Origin of the sequence: Kitasatospora sp. NPDC058406 (assembly GCF_042722765.1) — a bacterium.
In the GTDB taxonomy this organism is placed as follows: Bacteria; Actinomycetota; Actinomycetes; order Streptomycetales; family Streptomycetaceae; genus Kitasatospora.
Window position 1 is genome coordinate 1 of record NZ_JBHXKE010000050.1, and the last position, 16,008, is coordinate 16,008.

Annotated in this window: 13 protein-coding genes; 6 read left to right on the forward strand and 7 right to left on the reverse strand. The window is 73.4% G+C overall.

The window, feature by feature from the left end; translation table 11 throughout:
* Window positions 1-44: 44 nt before the first annotated feature.
* Complete coding sequence (gene miaB, locus ACFWOG_RS12625) at window positions 45-1,544, reverse strand: tRNA (N6-isopentenyl adenosine(37)-C2)-methylthiotransferase MiaB (protein WP_380357536.1); 1,500 nt, start codon at window positions 1,542-1,544, stop codon at window positions 45-47.
* Between the two features lie 72 nt (window positions 1,545-1,616).
* Here miaB and ACFWOG_RS12630 point away from each other — a divergent pair, with 72 nt between their 5' ends.
* The gene (locus tag ACFWOG_RS12630; RefSeq protein ID WP_329882567.1) at window positions 1,617-2,636 is read left to right on the forward strand and encodes a TAXI family TRAP transporter solute-binding subunit; all 1,020 of its coding nucleotides are present in this window, start codon (window positions 1,617-1,619) and stop codon (window positions 2,634-2,636) included.
* 39 nt (window positions 2,637-2,675) lie between these two features.
* Here ACFWOG_RS12630 and ACFWOG_RS12635 read toward each other — a convergent pair whose 3' ends face one another.
* Window positions 2,676-4,115 (reverse strand): HAMP domain-containing sensor histidine kinase, encoded by a 1,440-nt coding sequence (locus ACFWOG_RS12635; protein WP_329882566.1) that lies wholly within the window; start codon window positions 4,113-4,115, stop codon window positions 2,676-2,678.
* A 6-nt stretch (window positions 4,116-4,121) separates the two neighbouring features.
* Entirely contained in the window at window positions 4,122-4,877 is a 756-nt protein-coding gene (locus ACFWOG_RS12640) for a response regulator transcription factor (protein WP_329882565.1), read from the reverse strand.
* Between the two features lie 441 nt (window positions 4,878-5,318).
* Between ACFWOG_RS12640 and ACFWOG_RS12645 the strand changes: the two genes are divergently transcribed.
* The 5 genes from ACFWOG_RS12645 (at window position 5,319) to ACFWOG_RS12665 (ending at window position 10,646) form a co-directional block, all read left to right on the forward strand.
* The gene (locus tag ACFWOG_RS12645; protein ID WP_329882564.1) at window positions 5,319-6,092 is read left to right on the forward strand and encodes an amino acid ABC transporter ATP-binding protein; all 774 of its coding nucleotides are present in this window, start codon (window positions 5,319-5,321) and stop codon (window positions 6,090-6,092) included.
* A gap of 122 nt (window positions 6,093-6,214) precedes the next feature.
* Complete coding sequence (locus tag ACFWOG_RS12650) at window positions 6,215-7,123, forward strand: glutamate ABC transporter substrate-binding protein (RefSeq protein ID WP_329882563.1); 909 nt, start codon at window positions 6,215-6,217, stop codon at window positions 7,121-7,123.
* Window positions 7,124-7,210: 87 nt separating this feature from the next.
* Window positions 7,211-7,861 carry an amino acid ABC transporter permease gene (locus tag ACFWOG_RS12655; protein WP_329882562.1) on the forward strand — a complete coding sequence of 217 codons (651 nt, stop codon included), beginning with the start codon at window positions 7,211-7,213 and terminating at the stop codon, window positions 7,859-7,861.
* On the forward strand, window positions 7,858-8,709 hold the full coding sequence (locus ACFWOG_RS12660) for an amino acid ABC transporter permease (protein WP_329949984.1): 852 nt from the start codon (window positions 7,858-7,860) through the stop codon (window positions 8,707-8,709). Before ACFWOG_RS12655 ends, ACFWOG_RS12660 begins: the two co-directional genes overlap by 4 nt.
* A 146-nt stretch (window positions 8,710-8,855) precedes the next feature.
* A complete protein-coding gene (locus ACFWOG_RS12665; RefSeq protein WP_329882560.1) occupies window positions 8,856-10,646 on the forward strand; it encodes an FAD-dependent monooxygenase in 1,791 nt (596 codons plus the stop codon).
* Here the strand turns inward: ACFWOG_RS12665 and rny are convergent.
* From rny to ACFWOG_RS12685, 4 genes are all read right to left on the reverse strand, one after another.
* Window positions 10,627-12,096: a ribonuclease Y gene (gene rny / locus ACFWOG_RS12670; protein WP_380357544.1), complete on the reverse strand. Its 1,470-nt coding sequence runs from the start codon at window positions 12,094-12,096 to the stop codon at window positions 10,627-10,629. The two genes, ACFWOG_RS12665 and rny, sit on opposite strands and share 20 nt — an antisense overlap.
* 249 nt (window positions 12,097-12,345) lie before the next feature.
* Window positions 12,346-13,335, reverse strand: coding sequence for a regulatory protein RecX (locus ACFWOG_RS12675; RefSeq protein WP_380357546.1), 990 nt, complete (start codon window positions 13,333-13,335; stop codon window positions 12,346-12,348).
* 4 nt (window positions 13,336-13,339) lie between these two features.
* On the reverse strand, window positions 13,340-14,455 hold the full coding sequence (gene recA / locus ACFWOG_RS12680; protein ID WP_329949980.1) for a recombinase RecA: 1,116 nt from the start codon (window positions 14,453-14,455) through the stop codon (window positions 13,340-13,342).
* Window positions 14,456-14,609: 154 nt separating this feature from the next.
* Entirely contained in the window at window positions 14,610-15,908 is a 1,299-nt protein-coding gene (locus ACFWOG_RS12685; RefSeq protein ID WP_380357572.1) for an AI-2E family transporter, read from the reverse strand.
* Between the last annotated feature and the right edge of the window lie 100 nt (window positions 15,909-16,008).

Below are 16,008 nucleotides of genomic sequence, written 5' to 3' on the forward strand. Positions count from 1 at the left end.
GGCCGGATCCGTGATCCCGCCGGGCCGCCGCGCGCGGAGCTCGCTCAGTCGCAGCAGCAGCCGCCCGCCGGGGCGGCGAGCGGCAGCGCCGCCGGGGCGCCGACGGACGGCAGGCCCAGCATCACGCCGGCCGGCTTGGCGGCCGGCCGGGCCTGGCGCTTCTCCCAGGCGTCCCCGGCCCGGGTGCGGCGCACCGCGAGGGCCGGCCCCTCGGCCAGCAGGTGGTGCGGGGCCGCGTAGGTGATCTCCACCGTGACCATGTCGCCGGGCCGGACCGGCTCCGACGGGCGGGTGAAGTGGACCAGCCGGTTGTCGGGGGCGCGGCCGGAGAGCCGGTCGGTCTTGTCGTCCTTCTTGCCCTCGCCCTCGGCGACCAGGACCTCCAGGGTGCGGCCGACCTGCTTCTTGTTCTCGTCCCAGGAGATCTCCTCCTGGAGGGCGATCAGCCGGTCGTAGCGGGCCTGGACGACGGCCTTGGGGATCTGGTCCGCCATGTCGGCCGCCGGGGTGCCGGGGCGCTTGGAGTACTGGAAGGTGAAGGCGTTGGTGAAGCGGGCCTCGCGGACCGTGTGCATGGTCTGCTCGAAGTCCTCCTCGGTCTCGCCGGGGAAGCCCACGATGATGTCGGTGGAGATGGCGGCGTCCGGCATCGCCTCCCGCACCTTGCGGATGATGCCCAGGAAGCGCTCCTGCCGGTACGAGCGGCGCATCGCCTTCAGCACGGTGTCCGAGCCCGACTGCAGCGGCATGTGCAGCTGGTGCATCACGTTCGGGGTCTCGGCCATCGCGGCGATCACGTCGTCGGTGAAGTCGCGCGGGTGCGGCGAGGTGAAGCGGATCCGCTCCAGGCCCTCGATCTGCCCGGCGGCGCGCAGCAGCTTGGAGAACGCCTCGCGGTCGCCCAGGTCGGAGCCGTAGGCGTTGACGTTCTGGCCGAGCAGGGTGACCTCGATGACGCCCTCGTCGACCAGCGCCTCGATCTCGGCGAGGACGTCGCCGGGGCGGCGGTCCTCCTCCTTGCCGCGCAGCGCCGGGACGATGCAGAAGGTGCAGGTGTTGTTGCAGCCGACCGAGATCGCGACCCACGCGGCGTACGCGGACTCGCGGCGGGTGGGCAGGGTGGAGGGGAAGGTCTCCAGCGACTCCAGGATCTCGACCTGGGCCTTGCGCTCGACCGCGGCCCGCTCCAGCAGCGCCGGCAGGTGCCCGATGTTGTGGGTGCCGAAGACCACGTCGACCCAGGGGGCCTTGCGGACGATGGTGTCGCGGTCCTTCTGGGCCAGGCAGCCGCCGACGGCGATCTGCATGCCCTTGTGACGGGTCTTGACCGGTGCCAGCTGCCCGAGGTTGCCGTACAGCTTGTTGTCGGCGTTCTCCCGGACCGCGCAGGTGTTGAAGACGACCAGGTCGGGGTCGCCCTCCTGCCCGGCCTTCACGTACCCGGCGTCCTCGAGCAGCCCGGAGAGCCGCTCGGAGTCATGGACGTTCATCTGGCAGCCGTACGTGACGACCCTGTAGCTCTTCGATCCGCTGTCACCGCTCACCCGACCAGGGTACGGGCAGCCGCGAACGACTTTCCCCTCCCGTTCGCCGCATGCGCCTGGCACTATCCCTGCATGGCCCCCGACACCCGCACCCACCTCGGCAGCGCCGTCCGCACGGCGGCCCGCCGCCCGCTCTGGCGGGTGGCGATGGTGCTGGTCCTGGTGGCGGCGGGCCTCAGCGGCTGGTGGCTCTCGGAGAGCCGCTCGCCCGGTTACCCGCAGGGCGACACCGGTTTCGCCACCGGGGTGAAGCGCGGGGTGTACGACCGGTACGGGCAGCTGCTGGAGACCCACGTCGCCAAGGCGATGCCGGGGGTCCGGCTGCGGCTGGACAACTCGGAGGGGTCGATCGACAACCTGGCCCGGGTGACCAACGGCCGCGACGACTTCGCGATCGCCACCGCCGACGCCGTCGCCCAGTACTCCGGGCCCGGCCGGGAGAAGCTCCGGGCGATCGCCCGGCTCTACGACGACTACCTCCAGCTGGTCGTCCCGGCCTCCTCGCCGGTCCGCCGGACGGCCGACCTGAAGGGCCTGCGGGTGGGCGTCGGCCAGTCGCTGTCCGGGGTCAACCTGGTCACCCGGCGGCTGCTGGCCGCCGCCGGCCTGGACCCGGACCGCGACATCAAGCCCGCCTTCCTGGGCATCGGCGACGCGGCCGACGGCCTGCGGGCCGGCGAGCTGGACGCGTTCTTCTGGTCCGGCGGACTGCCGACCAGCGCGCTGACCGACCTGTCCGACCACGTCCGGATCAGGATCGTGCCGCTCGGCGACCTCGCCGAGGCGGTCCACAAGGTCGAGGGCGGCGGCACCGACGCCTACCGCGCGGCCACCATGCCGAAGGGCACCTACCCCAACGCCGAGCCCAAGGACGCCGTGGCCACCGTGGCCGTCCCCAACCTGCTGATCACCCGGGCCGACGTCGACGACGACCTGGTCCAGGGCATGACCGGGGCGGTGATAGACAGCCGCGACCAGATCGGCGCCCAGGTGCACGCCGCCCAGCTCGTCGACCTGCGCACCGCCGTCTACACCGACCCGCTCCCGCTGCACGAGGGCGCGATGCGCTACTACCGCTCGGTCAAGCCGTAGCGGCCGCCCCGGCTGCCGCCGGGGCCGGGGCGGGGCGCTCTAGAGCTGCTTCCTGGTCGCCCGCGGCACCGCCAGGGTGACCGCCAGACCGGTCGGCACGACCGCGCCGAAGGTCAGCGAGCCGCCCGCCGCCTGCAGCAGGGTGCGGGCGATCGACAGCCCGAGGCCCGAGCCGTCCACGTTCTGGTGGCGCGCGCTGCGCCAGAACCGGTCGCCGGCCCGGGCCAGTTCCTCCTCGGTGAGGCCCGGCCCCCGGTCCGAGACGGTCACCGCGACCTCGTCACGCCGTACCGCGACCAGCACCCGCACCCGGCTCCCGTCCGGCCCGAACTTGATCGCGTTGTCGAGCACCGCGTCCAACGCGCTCCCGAAGCCGATCGGATCCGCCAGGCCGAGCGCCAGGGCCGGTCCCTCCCAGGCCAGCTCGATCCCGCGCTGCGCGGCCACCGGCCGCCAGGCGTCGGCCCTGGCGAGGGCGAGCACGGCGAGGTCGGTCGGCTCCGGCTCGGGGCGGGCGTGCTCGGCGGTGGCCAGCCCGAGCAGGTCGTCCAGCACGCGGGCCAGCCGGACACCCTCCTCGCGGACCCCGCCGAGCTCCTCGTCGTGCCCCTCGGGCAGCTCCAGGCCCAGCACCTCGACCCGCAGCAGCAGCGCCGCCAGCGGGTTGCGCAGCTGGTGCGAGGCGTCCGCGACGAAGGCCTTCTGCTGGTCGAGGGCGAGCACCACGTGGTCGGCCATCTCGTTGAACGACCGGGCCAGCCGCTGCAGCTCGGGCGGTCCGCCGCCGGGCGCCACCCGGGCGTTCATCCGGCCGGTGGCGATGTCGTGGGTGGCCCGGTCCAGGGTGCGGACCGGGCGCAGCACCCATTCGGTGAGCCGGCCGGCCAGCAGCACCGCGACGATCATCGCGGCGGCCTCACCGGCTCCGATCACCAGCCAGCGGTGCAGGACGCGGGTGCGCAGCGCGCCGGTCGGGGACTCGCTGAGCACTACCGCGACCACGTCGCCGTCCCGGACCACCGGGGTCGCGACGGTGAGCGTCCGGTCCGGGGTCCACGGCCAGACCTGGGGCGGGTTGTGGCTGCGCCGGCCGTCGAGCGCCTCCTGGAAGGCCTGCTCGCCCCAGCCGGCGACCGGCACCCGCCAGTCGGCCGGGGCGACCGCGATCGGCATGCCGTCGCGCTGGAAGATGCCGATCCGCACCCCGTACAGCTCGTGGTAGCGGACCACCTCGTTGCCCAGGGCGTGCCGGCGGCTGAGGTCGCCGGGGGCCGGCTGCGGGTCGCCCTTGAGCGCGGACTCCAGGCCGGACACGCCCGAGGTGGGCAGGTCCTGGGCGAACCGGGCGGCGTCGTCCAGGCGGTCGACCACCACCCGGCTCTGCTCGGCGGCCGCGACCGCGGCGGCGAGCGGCAGTCCGAGCGCGGCGAGGACGCAGAGCATCAGCGCGATCAGGATGCCGAGAAGGCGGGTGCGCACGTGCGGTCAGTGCTCCGCGCGGGCCGGGGGCGGCGTCTCGGCGACGGCGGCCGGGGACTCGGGGATCAGCCGGTAGCCGACGCCCCGGACGGCCTCGACCAGGCCGGGCAGGGCGAGCTTGGTGCGCAGCGAACCGATGTGCACCTCGAGGGTGCGGCCGTTGCCCTCCCAACCGCTGCGCCAGACCTCGCTGAAGATCTGCTCGCGGCGGTAGACCACGCCGGGGCTCTGGGCGAGCAGCGCCAGCAGGTCGAACTCCTTGCGGGTGAGCGGCACGTCCCGGCCGTCCACGCTGACCCGGCGGCGCTCGCGGTCGATCACGATGCCGCGGGACTCCAGCGGGCCGCGCTGCTGCGGCACGGCGTCCGGCGCGGGGGCGGCGACGGCGGCCGGCGCGGTGCCGCGGCGGGCCACGGCGTGGATCCGGGCGAGCAGCTCGCCCATGTCGTAGGGCTTGGTGACGTAGTCGTCGGCGCCCAGGTTGAGGCCGTGGATCCGGGAGCGGATGTCGGCGCGCGCGGTCACCATGATCACCGGTACGCCGCTGCCGGCGCGGATCCGGCTGCACACCTCGAAACCGTCGCGGTCGGGCAGTCCGAGGTCGAGCAGGACCACCCGGTAGGGCTCGTTGCCGTCCGGTACCAGCGCGTCGAGCGCCTCGTGGCCGCTGCGGGCGTGTCTGACCTGGAAACCGTGCCGGCCCAGCACCGCGACGAGTGCCGCGGCCACGCGTTCGTCGTCCTCCACGAGCAGTAGTCGCATCTCGGTTCTTCCTCCTCTCCCCGACGTTCCCGGGGGTCTTCTCGTGGTCGCCACGGCCCCCCTCCCGGGCAGGTCCCGGTCCTGCGCAGTATGGGCCAGCCGGGGCCCGGGCGCCAGGCTCGACCGGCCGCCGGAACCCGGTGGGACGGGGAGCGGCGGGGCGGGCGCCCGCTGTCACCGCGGCCCGGCGGGGCCGTCACAGGGGGCGCCGGACGCTGTCACTGTGCCCGTACAGGGCCCCGGTGAACAGTCCGCACCCGTCGTGTGGCCGGATCGTGATCCTCAAGTTCCGCTCAGATCGGCTGACGTGACACCGTCAGGGCTCCTATGGTCAGCCCACCGAGGGCTGCGGCTCCGCCGGCCGCGGCCCTCGGGATTCCTACCACCATTGCCGCCCAAGGGAGTTCGCCTCCCCTGGGCCGACACGAGGGAGCAGGCGCGATGACCACGAGCCTCACCAAGGACTCCCGCGCCGACGCCGCTCCTCTGGTGGTCCTGCGCAATGTGAACAAGCACTTCGGCGCACTGCACGTGCTCCAGGACATCGACCTGGAGATCGCCCAGGGCGAGGTGGTGGTCCTGATCGGGCCCTCCGGCTCGGGCAAGTCCACGCTCTGCCGGACGATCAACCGGCTGGAGACCATCGACTCCGGCACGATCTCCATCGACGGCCGCCCGCTGCCCGCCGAGGGCCGGGAGCTCGCCCGGCTGCGGGCCGAGGTCGGCATGGTGTTCCAGAGCTTCAACCTGTTCGCGCACAAGACCGTGCTGGAGAACGTGGTGATCGGGCAGGTCAAGGTCCGCGGCATCGCCCGGGACCAGGCCGTGCGGACCGCCCGGGAGCTGCTGGAGCGGGTCGGCGTCGCCGCGCAGGCCGACAAGTTCCCGGCCCAGCTGTCCGGCGGGCAGCAGCAGCGCGTCGCGATCGCCCGGGCGCTGGCGATGAACCCCAAGGTGATGCTCTTCGACGAGCCCACCTCGGCGCTCGACCCCGAGATGATCAACGAGGTGCTGGAGGTCATGCGCCAGCTGGCCGCCGACGGCATGACGATGGTCGTCGTCACCCACGAGATGGGCTTCGCCCGCTCCGCCGCCAACCGGGTGCTCTTCATGGCCGACGGCCGGATCGTCGAGCAGAACACCCCCGAGGCCTTCTTCACGGCGCCCCGGTCGGACCGCGCCAAGGACTTCCTCTCGAAGATCCTGCACCACTGACCCGCCGGGCCGGCTCCGGCCGCCGGCGGCACGGGCGCCGCCGCCGGCCCGCCTGCCGCAAACGAACTTCCCTCCGCCAGAGCCCGGTTGAACCGTGGCCAAGCCCCAGGAGAGCTACCCTCATGAGGACTCGTCGCACCTTCGCCGTCGCGCTCTGTGCCGTCGCGCTCACCGCCACCGCCGCCTGCGGAAAGGACGGCACGCCGGGCGCCGACAAGGCGAGCTCCGGCAGCAGCTCCGCGCCGGCCCTGCCCACCTACGCCGTGAAGTCCGACGTCAAGGTGGACTCGCCCGCCCTGGCCGAGGCGAGGAAGCGCGGCCAGCTGATCATCGGCGCCAAGTCCGACCAGCCGTTCCTCGGCTGGGAGGACCTCGCCACCAACGACCGCAGCGGCTTCGACATCGAGATCGCCAAGATGGTCGCCGCCGACCTCGGCTTCACGCCGCAGCAGATCAAGTGGCAGACCCTGGTCTCCTCGCAGCGCGAGCCCGCGATCTCCAAGGGCCAGATCGACTTCTACGTCGGCACCTACAGCATCAACGACGAGCGCAAGAAGTCCGTCTCCTTCGCCGGCCCGTACTACATCGCCGGCCAGGACCTGCTGGTGAAGTCCGACAACACCACGATCACCGGCCCGGAGTCGGTCAACGGCAAGAACGTCTGCACCGCCACCGGCTCCACCTCGATCAAGAACATCCAGCAGTACTCGCCGAAGATCACCCAGTTCGACACCTACTCGGCCTGCGTCGAGAAGCTGATGTCCGGCGAGGTCGACGCGGTCACCACCGACGACGCCATCCTCAAGGGCTACGCCTCCAAGTACGCGCCCAAGCTCAAGGTGGTCGGCAAGCCGTTCACCAAGGAGAACTACGGCGTCGGCCTGAACAAGGACGACAAGGCGCTCCGCGACGCGATCAGCGACGCGCTCAAGGCCCACCAGGACAACGGCGACTGGAAGAAGGCCTACGACGCCACCCTCGGCCTCTCCGGCTCGACCGCCCCGCAGCCGCCGGCCCTGGAGCGCTACTGACCCCCGGTCGCCGCCGGCCCCGTCCGGCGGCGACCACCCTCCCCCGGACCACCTGAATCACCGACCCCCTGAGAGGAGGGCCGCCGGATGGGATTCCTGTTCGAGGACGGCAACTTCGCGCTGTTCCGCGACGGCTTCCTGCAGACGATCGAGCTGAGCGCGCTCAGCGCGCTGCTCGCCCTGCTGCTGGGCACCCTGCTGGCGGCCTTCCGGGTCTCCCCCGTCCCGGTGCTGCGCGGCTTCGGCACGGCCTGGGTGACGCTCTTCCGCAACACCCCGCTCACCCTGCTGTTCTTCGCCGTGACGTTCGGGCTCCCGCCGCTCGGCGTGCACTTCGACCACCTCACCTTCGCGGTGCTGGCCCTCGGCGGGTACACCGCCGCGTTCGTCTGCGAGGTGCTGCGCTCGGGCATCAACACCGTGCCCCTCGGCCAGGCCGAGGCCGCCCGCAGCCTCGGCATGACCTTCGGCCAGACCCTCACCCAGATCGTCCTGCCGCAGGCGGCGCGGACCGTACTGGCCCCGATGAGCAGCGTCTTCATCGCCCTGCCGAGGAACTCGGCGATCGCCGGCGCGTTCAGCGTCAGCGAGCTGTACAGCGCGCAGCAGACCTTCTCCGAGGACGGCTACTCGATCTTCGCGATCTTCTTCTGGGTGGCCTGCGCCTATCTCGCGATCAGCGCCACCATCGCCCTGCTGTTCCGCTTCCTGGAGACCCGACTGGCGGTGGCCCGATGATCTCCCTCTTCACCCGCCCCTCCACGGCCAGCGTCCTCTACGACGCCCCCGGCCCGCGGGCCCGTTCCCGCTACCGCGCGTTCGGCGTCCTGTCGCTGCTCGCGATCGCCGGCCTGCTCTGGTACGCCGTCACGGCGCTCGCCGACAACGGCCAGTTCGAGGCCGAGCTCTGGGACGCGTTCGCGTACAACACCATCCAGCAGCGGATCGTCGACGGCCTGCTGGCCACCGTGGAGGCCTTCGCGCTGGCCGCCGCGGGCTCGCTCGCCCTGGGCGCGCTGCTCGCCGCCGGACAGCTCTCCGACCACCGGCCGGTGCGCTGGGCGGCCGTCTCCTTCGTCCAGTTCTTCCGGGCGATGCCGCTGCTGATCCTGATCGTCGCGCTCTACTACGCCTTCTTCGCCAAGGAGCCGATGTGGGCCCTGGTGCTCGGGCTCACGCTCTACAACGGCTCGGTCCAGGCCGAGATCATCCGCAGCGGCGTCAACGCCGTCCCGCGGGGCCAGGGGGAGGCCGGATACGCGCTCGGCCTGCGCAAGAGCCAGGTGATGACCACCATCCTGGTCCCGCAGGCGGTCCGCTCGATGCTGCCCACGATGATCGGCCAGCTGGTCGTCACCCTCAAGGACACGTCGCTCGGCTTCATCATCACCTACCCCGAGCTGTTGTTCGTCGGCAAGGCCATCGCCACCCAGCCGCTCAATGCCGCGGGCTTCCCCTACATCCCCGTGGTGCTGGTGATCGGGCCGATCTACATCGCGATGTGCCTGCTGCTCACCGCGCTCGCCCGGTGGATCGAGGCACGTGGCCGACGCGGCGCGAACCGGCGCACTTCAGCTGCTGCTTGACGGACACGCAGGTGAACTGTTGCATTGCTCTTCGTGACACCATCCGGGAGCATCCACGCGGCATATGACGCCACCCCGTCGACCTGCCCCTGCCCGGAGGTCCCCGGCCGCGCCGCACCGGACCGTCCGTGCCCGGAGGTCCCGGCATGGACCCGGTGATCGTGGTCGGGGCCGGGCCGGTCGGCCTGGCCCTGGCCCTCGCCCTCGCCCGGCACGAGGTGCCGACCGTCGTCCTCGACGAGGGCTCCGGGCTCTCCCCCGAGAGCCCGCGCAGCGTCGTCCTCGGCGCCGACACCGCCGCCCTCCTGAGCCGGATCGGCTACCCCCGGGCCGTCGCCGACGCCGCCCGGTGGGACGCCTTCACCATCTGGCGACGCCGCCAGGAGGTGCTCCGGATCGACCTCGCCGACACCCCGGTCCTGCACCTGCCCCAGCACCGGCTCCAGCGCGGCCTGCGGGACGCCCTCACCGGCACCCCCCTGGTCAGGCTGGTCCCGCTCAGCCGGGTCACCCGGCTCGACCAGGACCGCGACGGCGTCAGCGTCCACACCCGCAACCCGCAGGACGGCACCGAGACCTGGTGGCGCGGCAGCCACCTCGTCGGCTGCGACGGCGCCCGGTCCACCGTCCGCAAGCTCCTGAAGATCCGCTTCCCCGGCCGCCCGGCCGTCGACCGCAGCGCCATCGCCACCGTCCGGGTCGACCTGCCGTTCACCGAGCCCCGGCTGCACCGCGAGCCCCCGTGGCGCGGCGACCGCGAGGCCTCCGCCCGCCCGCTGCCGCACGGCGTCTGGCGGCTGGACTGGCGGCTGCCCCCCGGCCGGCCGGCGCCCGCCGAGACGGTCGACCCGCACGCCACCTGGCCCGGCATCGTCACCGGCGACACCCTGCTCACCCGGGTCACCGCCACGCTCACCGGCTGGTGCGGCGAGCTCCCCCGCTTCGACCTGCTCGCCGCCGCCGACCACACCGCCCAGCAGCGGCTGGCCGCCCGCTTCCGCAGCGGCCGCTGCTTCCTCGCCGGCGACGCCGCCCACCTGCACGGCGCACTCGGCATGCAGAACCTCGCCGACGGCCTGCGCGACGCCGACAACCTCGCCTGGCGGCTCTCCCTCGCGTGGCACCTCCACTCCGGCGGCCCCCAGCCCGGCGGATCCCTCCTCGACGGGTACGAGTCCGAGCGGCGCGGCGCGGTCGGCGCCCGGCTGCGCGCGGTCGACCAGGCCATGCCACTGCTGCGCCCGCTGCGCGGCTGGCAGGCCACCCGCCGCTCGCTCTTCACCGGCTCGTTCCGCAAGCACGCGCCGATGCTCGCCGACGGCCAGCTGGGCACCGGCCGGTTCGGCGGCGTCCCCGCCTACCCGGCGGCCCCCTCCGGCGTGCCCGGCCGGGTCCCGGTCCAGCGCGGCGCGCGCGGCACCACCACGCTCAGCGAACTGCTGCCAGCCACCGCCCCCGGCGTGCTCGTCCCGGACCTGCCGGTACTCGCCGCCGACGGCACCCCGGACCAGTTGCACGCCCGCCTCGGCACCCACTTCCTGCTGCTGCTGGTCGCCCCCGGTACCACCGTCTGGTCCGCCGAGCACTGGCTGGGAGCCGGGCTGATGCCCCGGCTGGCCGAGGTCGCCGCGTCGCTGCCGGTGCCGGCCGAGGTCCTGGTCACCGAGGCCTACCCGGGGGCCGGACCGCACACCGTCCTCCTGATCCGGCCCGACGGGCACCTGGTCGGGGTCACCCGGGGCGCAGCGGCCGAGGACCTCCGGGCCCTGGCCGACGGGGCCCGGGGCGGTCCGGCCTCGCTGACCGGCGGAGAGACCGAGCCCGAGGCCGTCACCGAGCCCGACGCCGAGCCCCGGTCGGGAGCCGGTTCCGCGGCCGAACCCGCGGCCGGGTCGGAGCCCGAGCCGGCCGCCGAACCTAGCGGGCCACCTCGGTGACCCGGCTCTCCCGGACCACCGTGACCCGGATCTGACCCGGATAGGTCAGCTCCTCGGAGACCTTCCTGGCGACCTCACGGGCGATCACCTGCGCCCGGAGGTCGTCCACCACCTCCGGCCGGACCATCACCCGGACCTCCCGGCCGGCCTGCATCGCGTACACCGCGGCCACGCCGTCGTGCGCCCGGGCGATCTCCTCCAACCGCTCCAGCCGGCGCACGTACGTCTCCGACGACTCCCTGCGCGCGCCGGGCCGACCGCCCGAACAGGCGTCGGCCGCCTGGGTGAGCACCGCCTCGACGGTCCGCGGATCCACCTCCCCGTGGTGCGCCGCTATCGCGTGCACCACGTCCGCCGACTCGCCGTGCCGCCGGGCGAGGTCCGCGCCGACCGCCGCGTGGCTCCCCTCCACCTCGTGGCTGAGCGCCTTGCCGATGTCGTGCAGCAGCGCCGCGCGGCGCACCGGTTCCGGGTCCACCCCCAGCTCGGCGGCCATCAGCCCGGCCAGGTGCGCCGACTCCACCAGGTGGCCCAGTACGTTCTGCCCGTACGAGGCGCGGTAGCGGAGCGTGCCGAGGGTGCGGACCAGGTCCGGATGCATCCCGCCGATTCGCACGGCCAGCAGCGCGTCCTCGCCGGCCCGCACGCAGCGCCGCTCGACCTCCTCACGGCTGCGCTCGTGGACGTGCTCGATCCGCAACGGGTGGATCCGGCCGTCCTCGACGAGGTGCTCCAGGGTGAGCCGGGCCGCCTCCCGGCGGACCGGGTCGAAGCAGGAGAGCTGCACCACCGCCGGGGTGTCGTCGATGATCAGGTTGACGCCCGTGACGGCCTCGAACGTCCGGATGTTCCGGCCCTCACGCCCGATCACCCGGCCCTTCATCTCCTCGTTCGGCAGCCGGAACGACGACACCGCGGTCTCGGCGGTCTGCTCGGCCGCCAGCCGCTGGATCGCCCCGGCGACGATCCCCCGGGCCCGCTGCTCACCCTCGTCGCGGGCCTCGCGCTCGATCTCCCGGACGGTGACCGCCGCCTCCCGGCGGGCCTCGGACGCCGCCTCGCGGACGAGTTCGGCGCGGGCCTGGTCCGCCGAGAGCCCGGCGGTCCGCTCCAGTTCCTCGGCCCGGCGGCGGACCAGTGCCGCCGCCTCGCCCCGGGCCCGCTCCAACGCGGCCGAGCGTTCGGCCAGTTCGCCCTCGCGCGTCCGGAGCCGGTCGAGCTCCTCGGTCAACCGCTCCTCGCGCCGGTCGAGTTCGGCCCGGAGCCGGGCGGCCTGCTGCTCCGCCCGCTGCCTGGTCCGCTCGGTCTCGGCGGCGTCCCGACGCCGCACGTGCCGCAGACGCCCGACGGTCAGCCGGACCGCCACTCCGACGACGGCCACCACGGCGACGGCCGGCAGGACCGCCACCAGCGAGGAGGTGGCCGATCCGGCACTCACCGCGATCCTCATCCTGCCCACTCCCCGTCCCGTGGCGGCACGACGCCCGGGACCAACCGCGCGGCCGGTCCCGGACCTGCCTGGTCACGGAGGCGACCGGGCGACCGGCCGGGGGCGGCCGAGGAATGATCGATGTGCTCCCGCACTGAGTGCGAGGCTAAGCGCGGGTCACGAAACGGTCAAGACTGGCTTGGTAGTCGGCCGACCCCACGATCCGCCCGGAGCCGACCGGGCGTCAGTCCCCGGTGTCAGTCCCGGGCGTCAGTCCCAGGCATCGGACGGTCCGTCCCCGTCCGTTCCGGCGTCCACCGACTCCGCGGGCTCCTCCTCGTCCAACGCCGCGCGGACCACCCGGAAGGCCAGGCCCTCGGAGTAGCCGCGCCGGGCCAGCATGCCGACCAGCCGGCGCGTCCGGGCCTGCCGCTCCAGGCCCCGGGTGGTCCGGAGCCGGCGGTCGACCAGGGCCCGGGCCGCCTCGGTCTCGTCGTCGTGGTCGAGCTGGGCGAGGGCCTGCTCGGCCTGCTCCCCGGTCACTCCCCTGGTCCGCAGCTCCTGGGCCAGCGCCCGACGGGAGAGTCCGCGGACGGCGTGCCGGGATTCCACCCACGCCCGGGCGAAGGCCGCGTCGTCGATCAGACCGACCTCCTCCAGCCGGGTCAGCACCTCCTCGGTGACCTCGTCCGGGATCTCCCGTTTGCGCAGGGCGTCGGCGAGCTGTTTGCGGCTCTTGGCCGCGCCGGTGAGCAGCCGCAGGCAGATGTCCCGTGCCCGCGTCGCGGGGTCGACGGACTCCTCCGCCCGGGAGCGTCGGGGCGCGTCGGTGCCCGGCGCCTCGCTCGGCTCCGACCGCCCGGCCCGCCCACGGGACCGCCGCCCGGACGCGGGCCGCCCGGCGGAGGGCGCTGCGGTCCGGGACGCTGCAGATCGGGCCGGGGCGGCCACACCCCCGTGACCGGCCGCCCCGGCCCGGCTCTCCCCGGCACCGGGGCCGGAGCTCTCCTCCTCCAGCGCCGAACGGCGACGGCGCCGCCCTGCGGGCAGCTCGGAGGCCGTGACCAACCCGAGGTCGCCCGCGTCCGCCGGGCCGTCCGCCGCTGCTCGACCGGACGGCCGCCGGTCCGCCGCCCGGGCCGGCGGCGGTGCTGCCGGCGCGGGGTCGGCCACGGCCGCGAACCAGTCCGGCGGGCCGTCGTCATCGTCGTCCGGGCCGTCCACCGGCGCGCTGCCCGCCGGCCCACTGTGCTGCGTCAACGGATCAGGCCTTGGCGGCCGCCGCCGTCTTCTTCGCCGCGGCCGTCTTGGCGGCGGTCGCGGTGATCGGCTTGGCCCCGCCCTCGGCGGTGTCCGCAGCCTCGGCCTCGACCGGCTCCGCCGTCTTCGGGCCGATGCCGAGCTTGCTCTTGATCTTCCGCTCGATCTCGTCGGCCAGCTGCGGGTTGTCCTTCAGGAAGTTGCGGGCGTTCTCCTTGCCCTGGCCGAGCTGGTCGCCCTCGTAGGTGTACCAGGCACCCGACTTGCGGATGAAGCCGTGCTCGACGCCCATATCGATCAGACCGCCCTCGCGGCTGATGCCCACGCCGTAGAGGATGTCGAACTCGGCCTGCTTGAACGGCGCGGCGACCTTGTTCTTGACGACCTTGACCCGGGTGCGGTTACCGACCGCCTCGGTGCCGTCCTTCAGGGTCTCGATCCGGCGGATGTCGAGACGGACCGAGGCGTAGAACTTCAGCGCGCGGCCACCGGTCGTGGTCTCCGGCGAGCCGAACATGACGCCGATCTTCTCGCGCAGCTGGTTGATGAACACCGCGGTGGTGTTCGACTGGTTCAGCGCACCGGCGATCTTCCGCAGTGCCTGGCTCATCAGCCGGGCCTGCAGGCCGACGTGCGAGTCGCCCATCTCGCCCTCGATCTCCGCGCGCGGGACCAGCGCGGCGACCGAGTCGATGATCACCAGGTCGATCGCGCCGGAGCGGATCAGCATGTCGGTGATCTCCAGGGCCTGCTCGCCGGTGTCCGGCTGGCTGACCAGCAGGGCGTCGGTGTCCACGCCGAGCTTCTTGGCGTAGTCCGGGTCGAGCGCGTGCTCCGCGTCGACGAAGGCGACCGTGCCGCCGGCCCGCTGGGCGTTGGCCGCCAGGTGCAGGGTCAGCGTGGTCTTGCCGGAGGACTCGGGACCGTAGATCTCCACCACCCGGCCGCGCGGGATGCCGCCGACGCCGAGGGCGACGTCCAGGGCGGTGGACCCGGTGGGGATCACGTCGATCGGCTCGTTGGCCTTCTCGCCCAGGCGCATCACCGAGCCCTTGCCGAACTGCCGCTCGATCTGGGCGAGTGCGGTCTCAAGAGCCTTCTCGCGGTCCGTGCCTGCCATGGCTTCCACCCTCGGGTTCTGTGCTGTGCGCTTCATCGTCATCGACGCTAGCGCGTCCCACTGACAATCGACCCTGACCGGGCTCGGCCTGGGGAAAACTCTTCGCCGGAGAGTACAAAGAACAAGTGTTCGATTCAAGCCGAAGCCGTTCGGCCTACTCGCCCCGCTTCCCCCCGCCCTCCTTGCCGTCCCCGCCCTTCGGTCCCTGACCGGCACCGGGCCCCGCGCCGGTGCCCCGGTCCGACCCGGCGCCCCGGTCCGACCCGGCGCCCTTGTTCGAGCCGGCGTCCTTGTTCGAGCCGGCGCCCCTGCCCGCGGCGCCGTCCGACCCCCCGCCGACCATCCGCCGCAGCCGGCGGGCCGCCTCCCGGCGCAGCGCCCGCCGCAGCCGGCGCTGCTCGCCCCGGTCGATCCGCGGGTCGGTCGCCACCTCGTAGCGGCGCACGTACGTCCCCACGAAGCCCTGCAGGGTGGCTGCCGCCGGGATGGCGATGAGCGCGCCGACCGCGCCGAGCAGCGCGGCCCCGGCGATCACCGAACCGAACGCCACCGCCGGGTGGACGTCCACCGTCTTCGCCGTGATCCGCGGGTGCAGCAGGTAGTTCTCGATCTGCTGGTAGACCACCACGAACGCCAGCACCCAGAGTGCGTCCACCGGCTCCACGGTGAGCGCCACCAGCACCGGCAGGGCCCCCGCCAGGTAGGTGCCGATGGTCGGCACGAACTGCGACATGACGCCGACCCAGATCGCCAGCGCGGCCGCGTACGGCAGGTCCACCACGGCGAACATCACCCAGTGCGCGAACGTCGACGCCACGGCGAGCAGCGCCCTGGAGTAGAGGTAGCCGCCGGTCTTGGCCAGCGCGATCTCCCAGGCGCGCAGCACCTCGCCCTGCTTGGCGGGCGGCAGCAGCGAACAGACGGTCCGTCGCACCCGGGGGCCGTCGGCGGTGAAGTAGAAGGTGAAGAGGCCGACGGTGAAGGCCTGGAACAGTCCGCCGATCAGGGTCGAGGAGACGCCCCAGACGTTGTCGGCGGCCTGCTGGGCGTAGGTCTCGATGGCGCCGGAGTCCTTGAGCAGCTTCTTCTGCAGCTCGTCCAGCGAGAGGTCCTGGTTGAAGGTCCGGTTGATCCAGTCGATCAGGCTGTCGAGCAGGTGCGGCAGGTCCCCCGCGATCTTCGCCACCTGGTCGACCAGCAGGGTGCCGAGCGCGGCCAGGAAACCGCCCACCGCGATCGCCACCGCGACGAAGACCAGGAAGGTGCCGACCCCCCGGCGCACCCCGCGGGCCGCCATCCGGTCGACCGCCGGCTCCAGGGCCAAGGACAGGAAGAAGGAGACCAGCAGCATCACGAAGAGGTCGATCAGCTGGTGGAACGCCCAGTCGGCGAGCTGGAACAGCCCGACCATGAGCAGTGCCAGCACCATGGCCCGGGGCAGCCAGCGCGGCATCCCGGAACCCCAGAGACCGTCGGTGGCGGTCCGGGGCGGCGAGGCGGGCGGGGAGCCCGCGGCCTCGTCGGCGACCTGCGCCGACCTGTCCGAATTCTGC

Bases quoted from the DNA above. Each gene is read 5' to 3' on its own strand.
- ACFWOG_RS12630 (WP_329882567.1), top strand. From the start codon at position 1,617: ATGGCCCCCGACACCCGCACCCACCTCGGCAGCGCCGTCCGCACGGCG.
- ACFWOG_RS12640 (WP_329882565.1), bottom strand. From the start codon at position 4,877: ATGCGACTACTGCTCGTGGAGGACGACGAACGCGTGGCCGCGGCACTC.
- ACFWOG_RS12645 (WP_329882564.1), top strand. From the start codon at position 5,319: ATGACCACGAGCCTCACCAAGGACTCCCGCGCCGACGCCGCTCCTCTG.
- ACFWOG_RS12650 (WP_329882563.1), top strand. From the start codon at position 6,215: ATGAGGACTCGTCGCACCTTCGCCGTCGCGCTCTGTGCCGTCGCGCTC.
- ACFWOG_RS12655 (WP_329882562.1), top strand. From the start codon at position 7,211: ATGGGATTCCTGTTCGAGGACGGCAACTTCGCGCTGTTCCGCGACGGC.
- ACFWOG_RS12660 (WP_329949984.1), top strand. From the start codon at position 7,858: ATGATCTCCCTCTTCACCCGCCCCTCCACGGCCAGCGTCCTCTACGAC.
- ACFWOG_RS12665 (WP_329882560.1), top strand. From the start codon at position 8,856: ATGGACCCGGTGATCGTGGTCGGGGCCGGGCCGGTCGGCCTGGCCCTG.
- rny (WP_380357544.1), bottom strand. From the start codon at position 12,096: ATGAGGATCGCGGTGAGTGCCGGATCGGCCACCTCCTCGCTGGTGGCG.
- recA (WP_329949980.1), bottom strand. From the start codon at position 14,455: ATGGCAGGCACGGACCGCGAGAAGGCTCTTGAGACCGCACTCGCCCAG.
- ACFWOG_RS12685 (WP_380357572.1), bottom strand. From the start codon at position 15,908: ATGCCGCGCTGGCTGCCCCGGGCCATGGTGCTGGCACTGCTCATGGTC.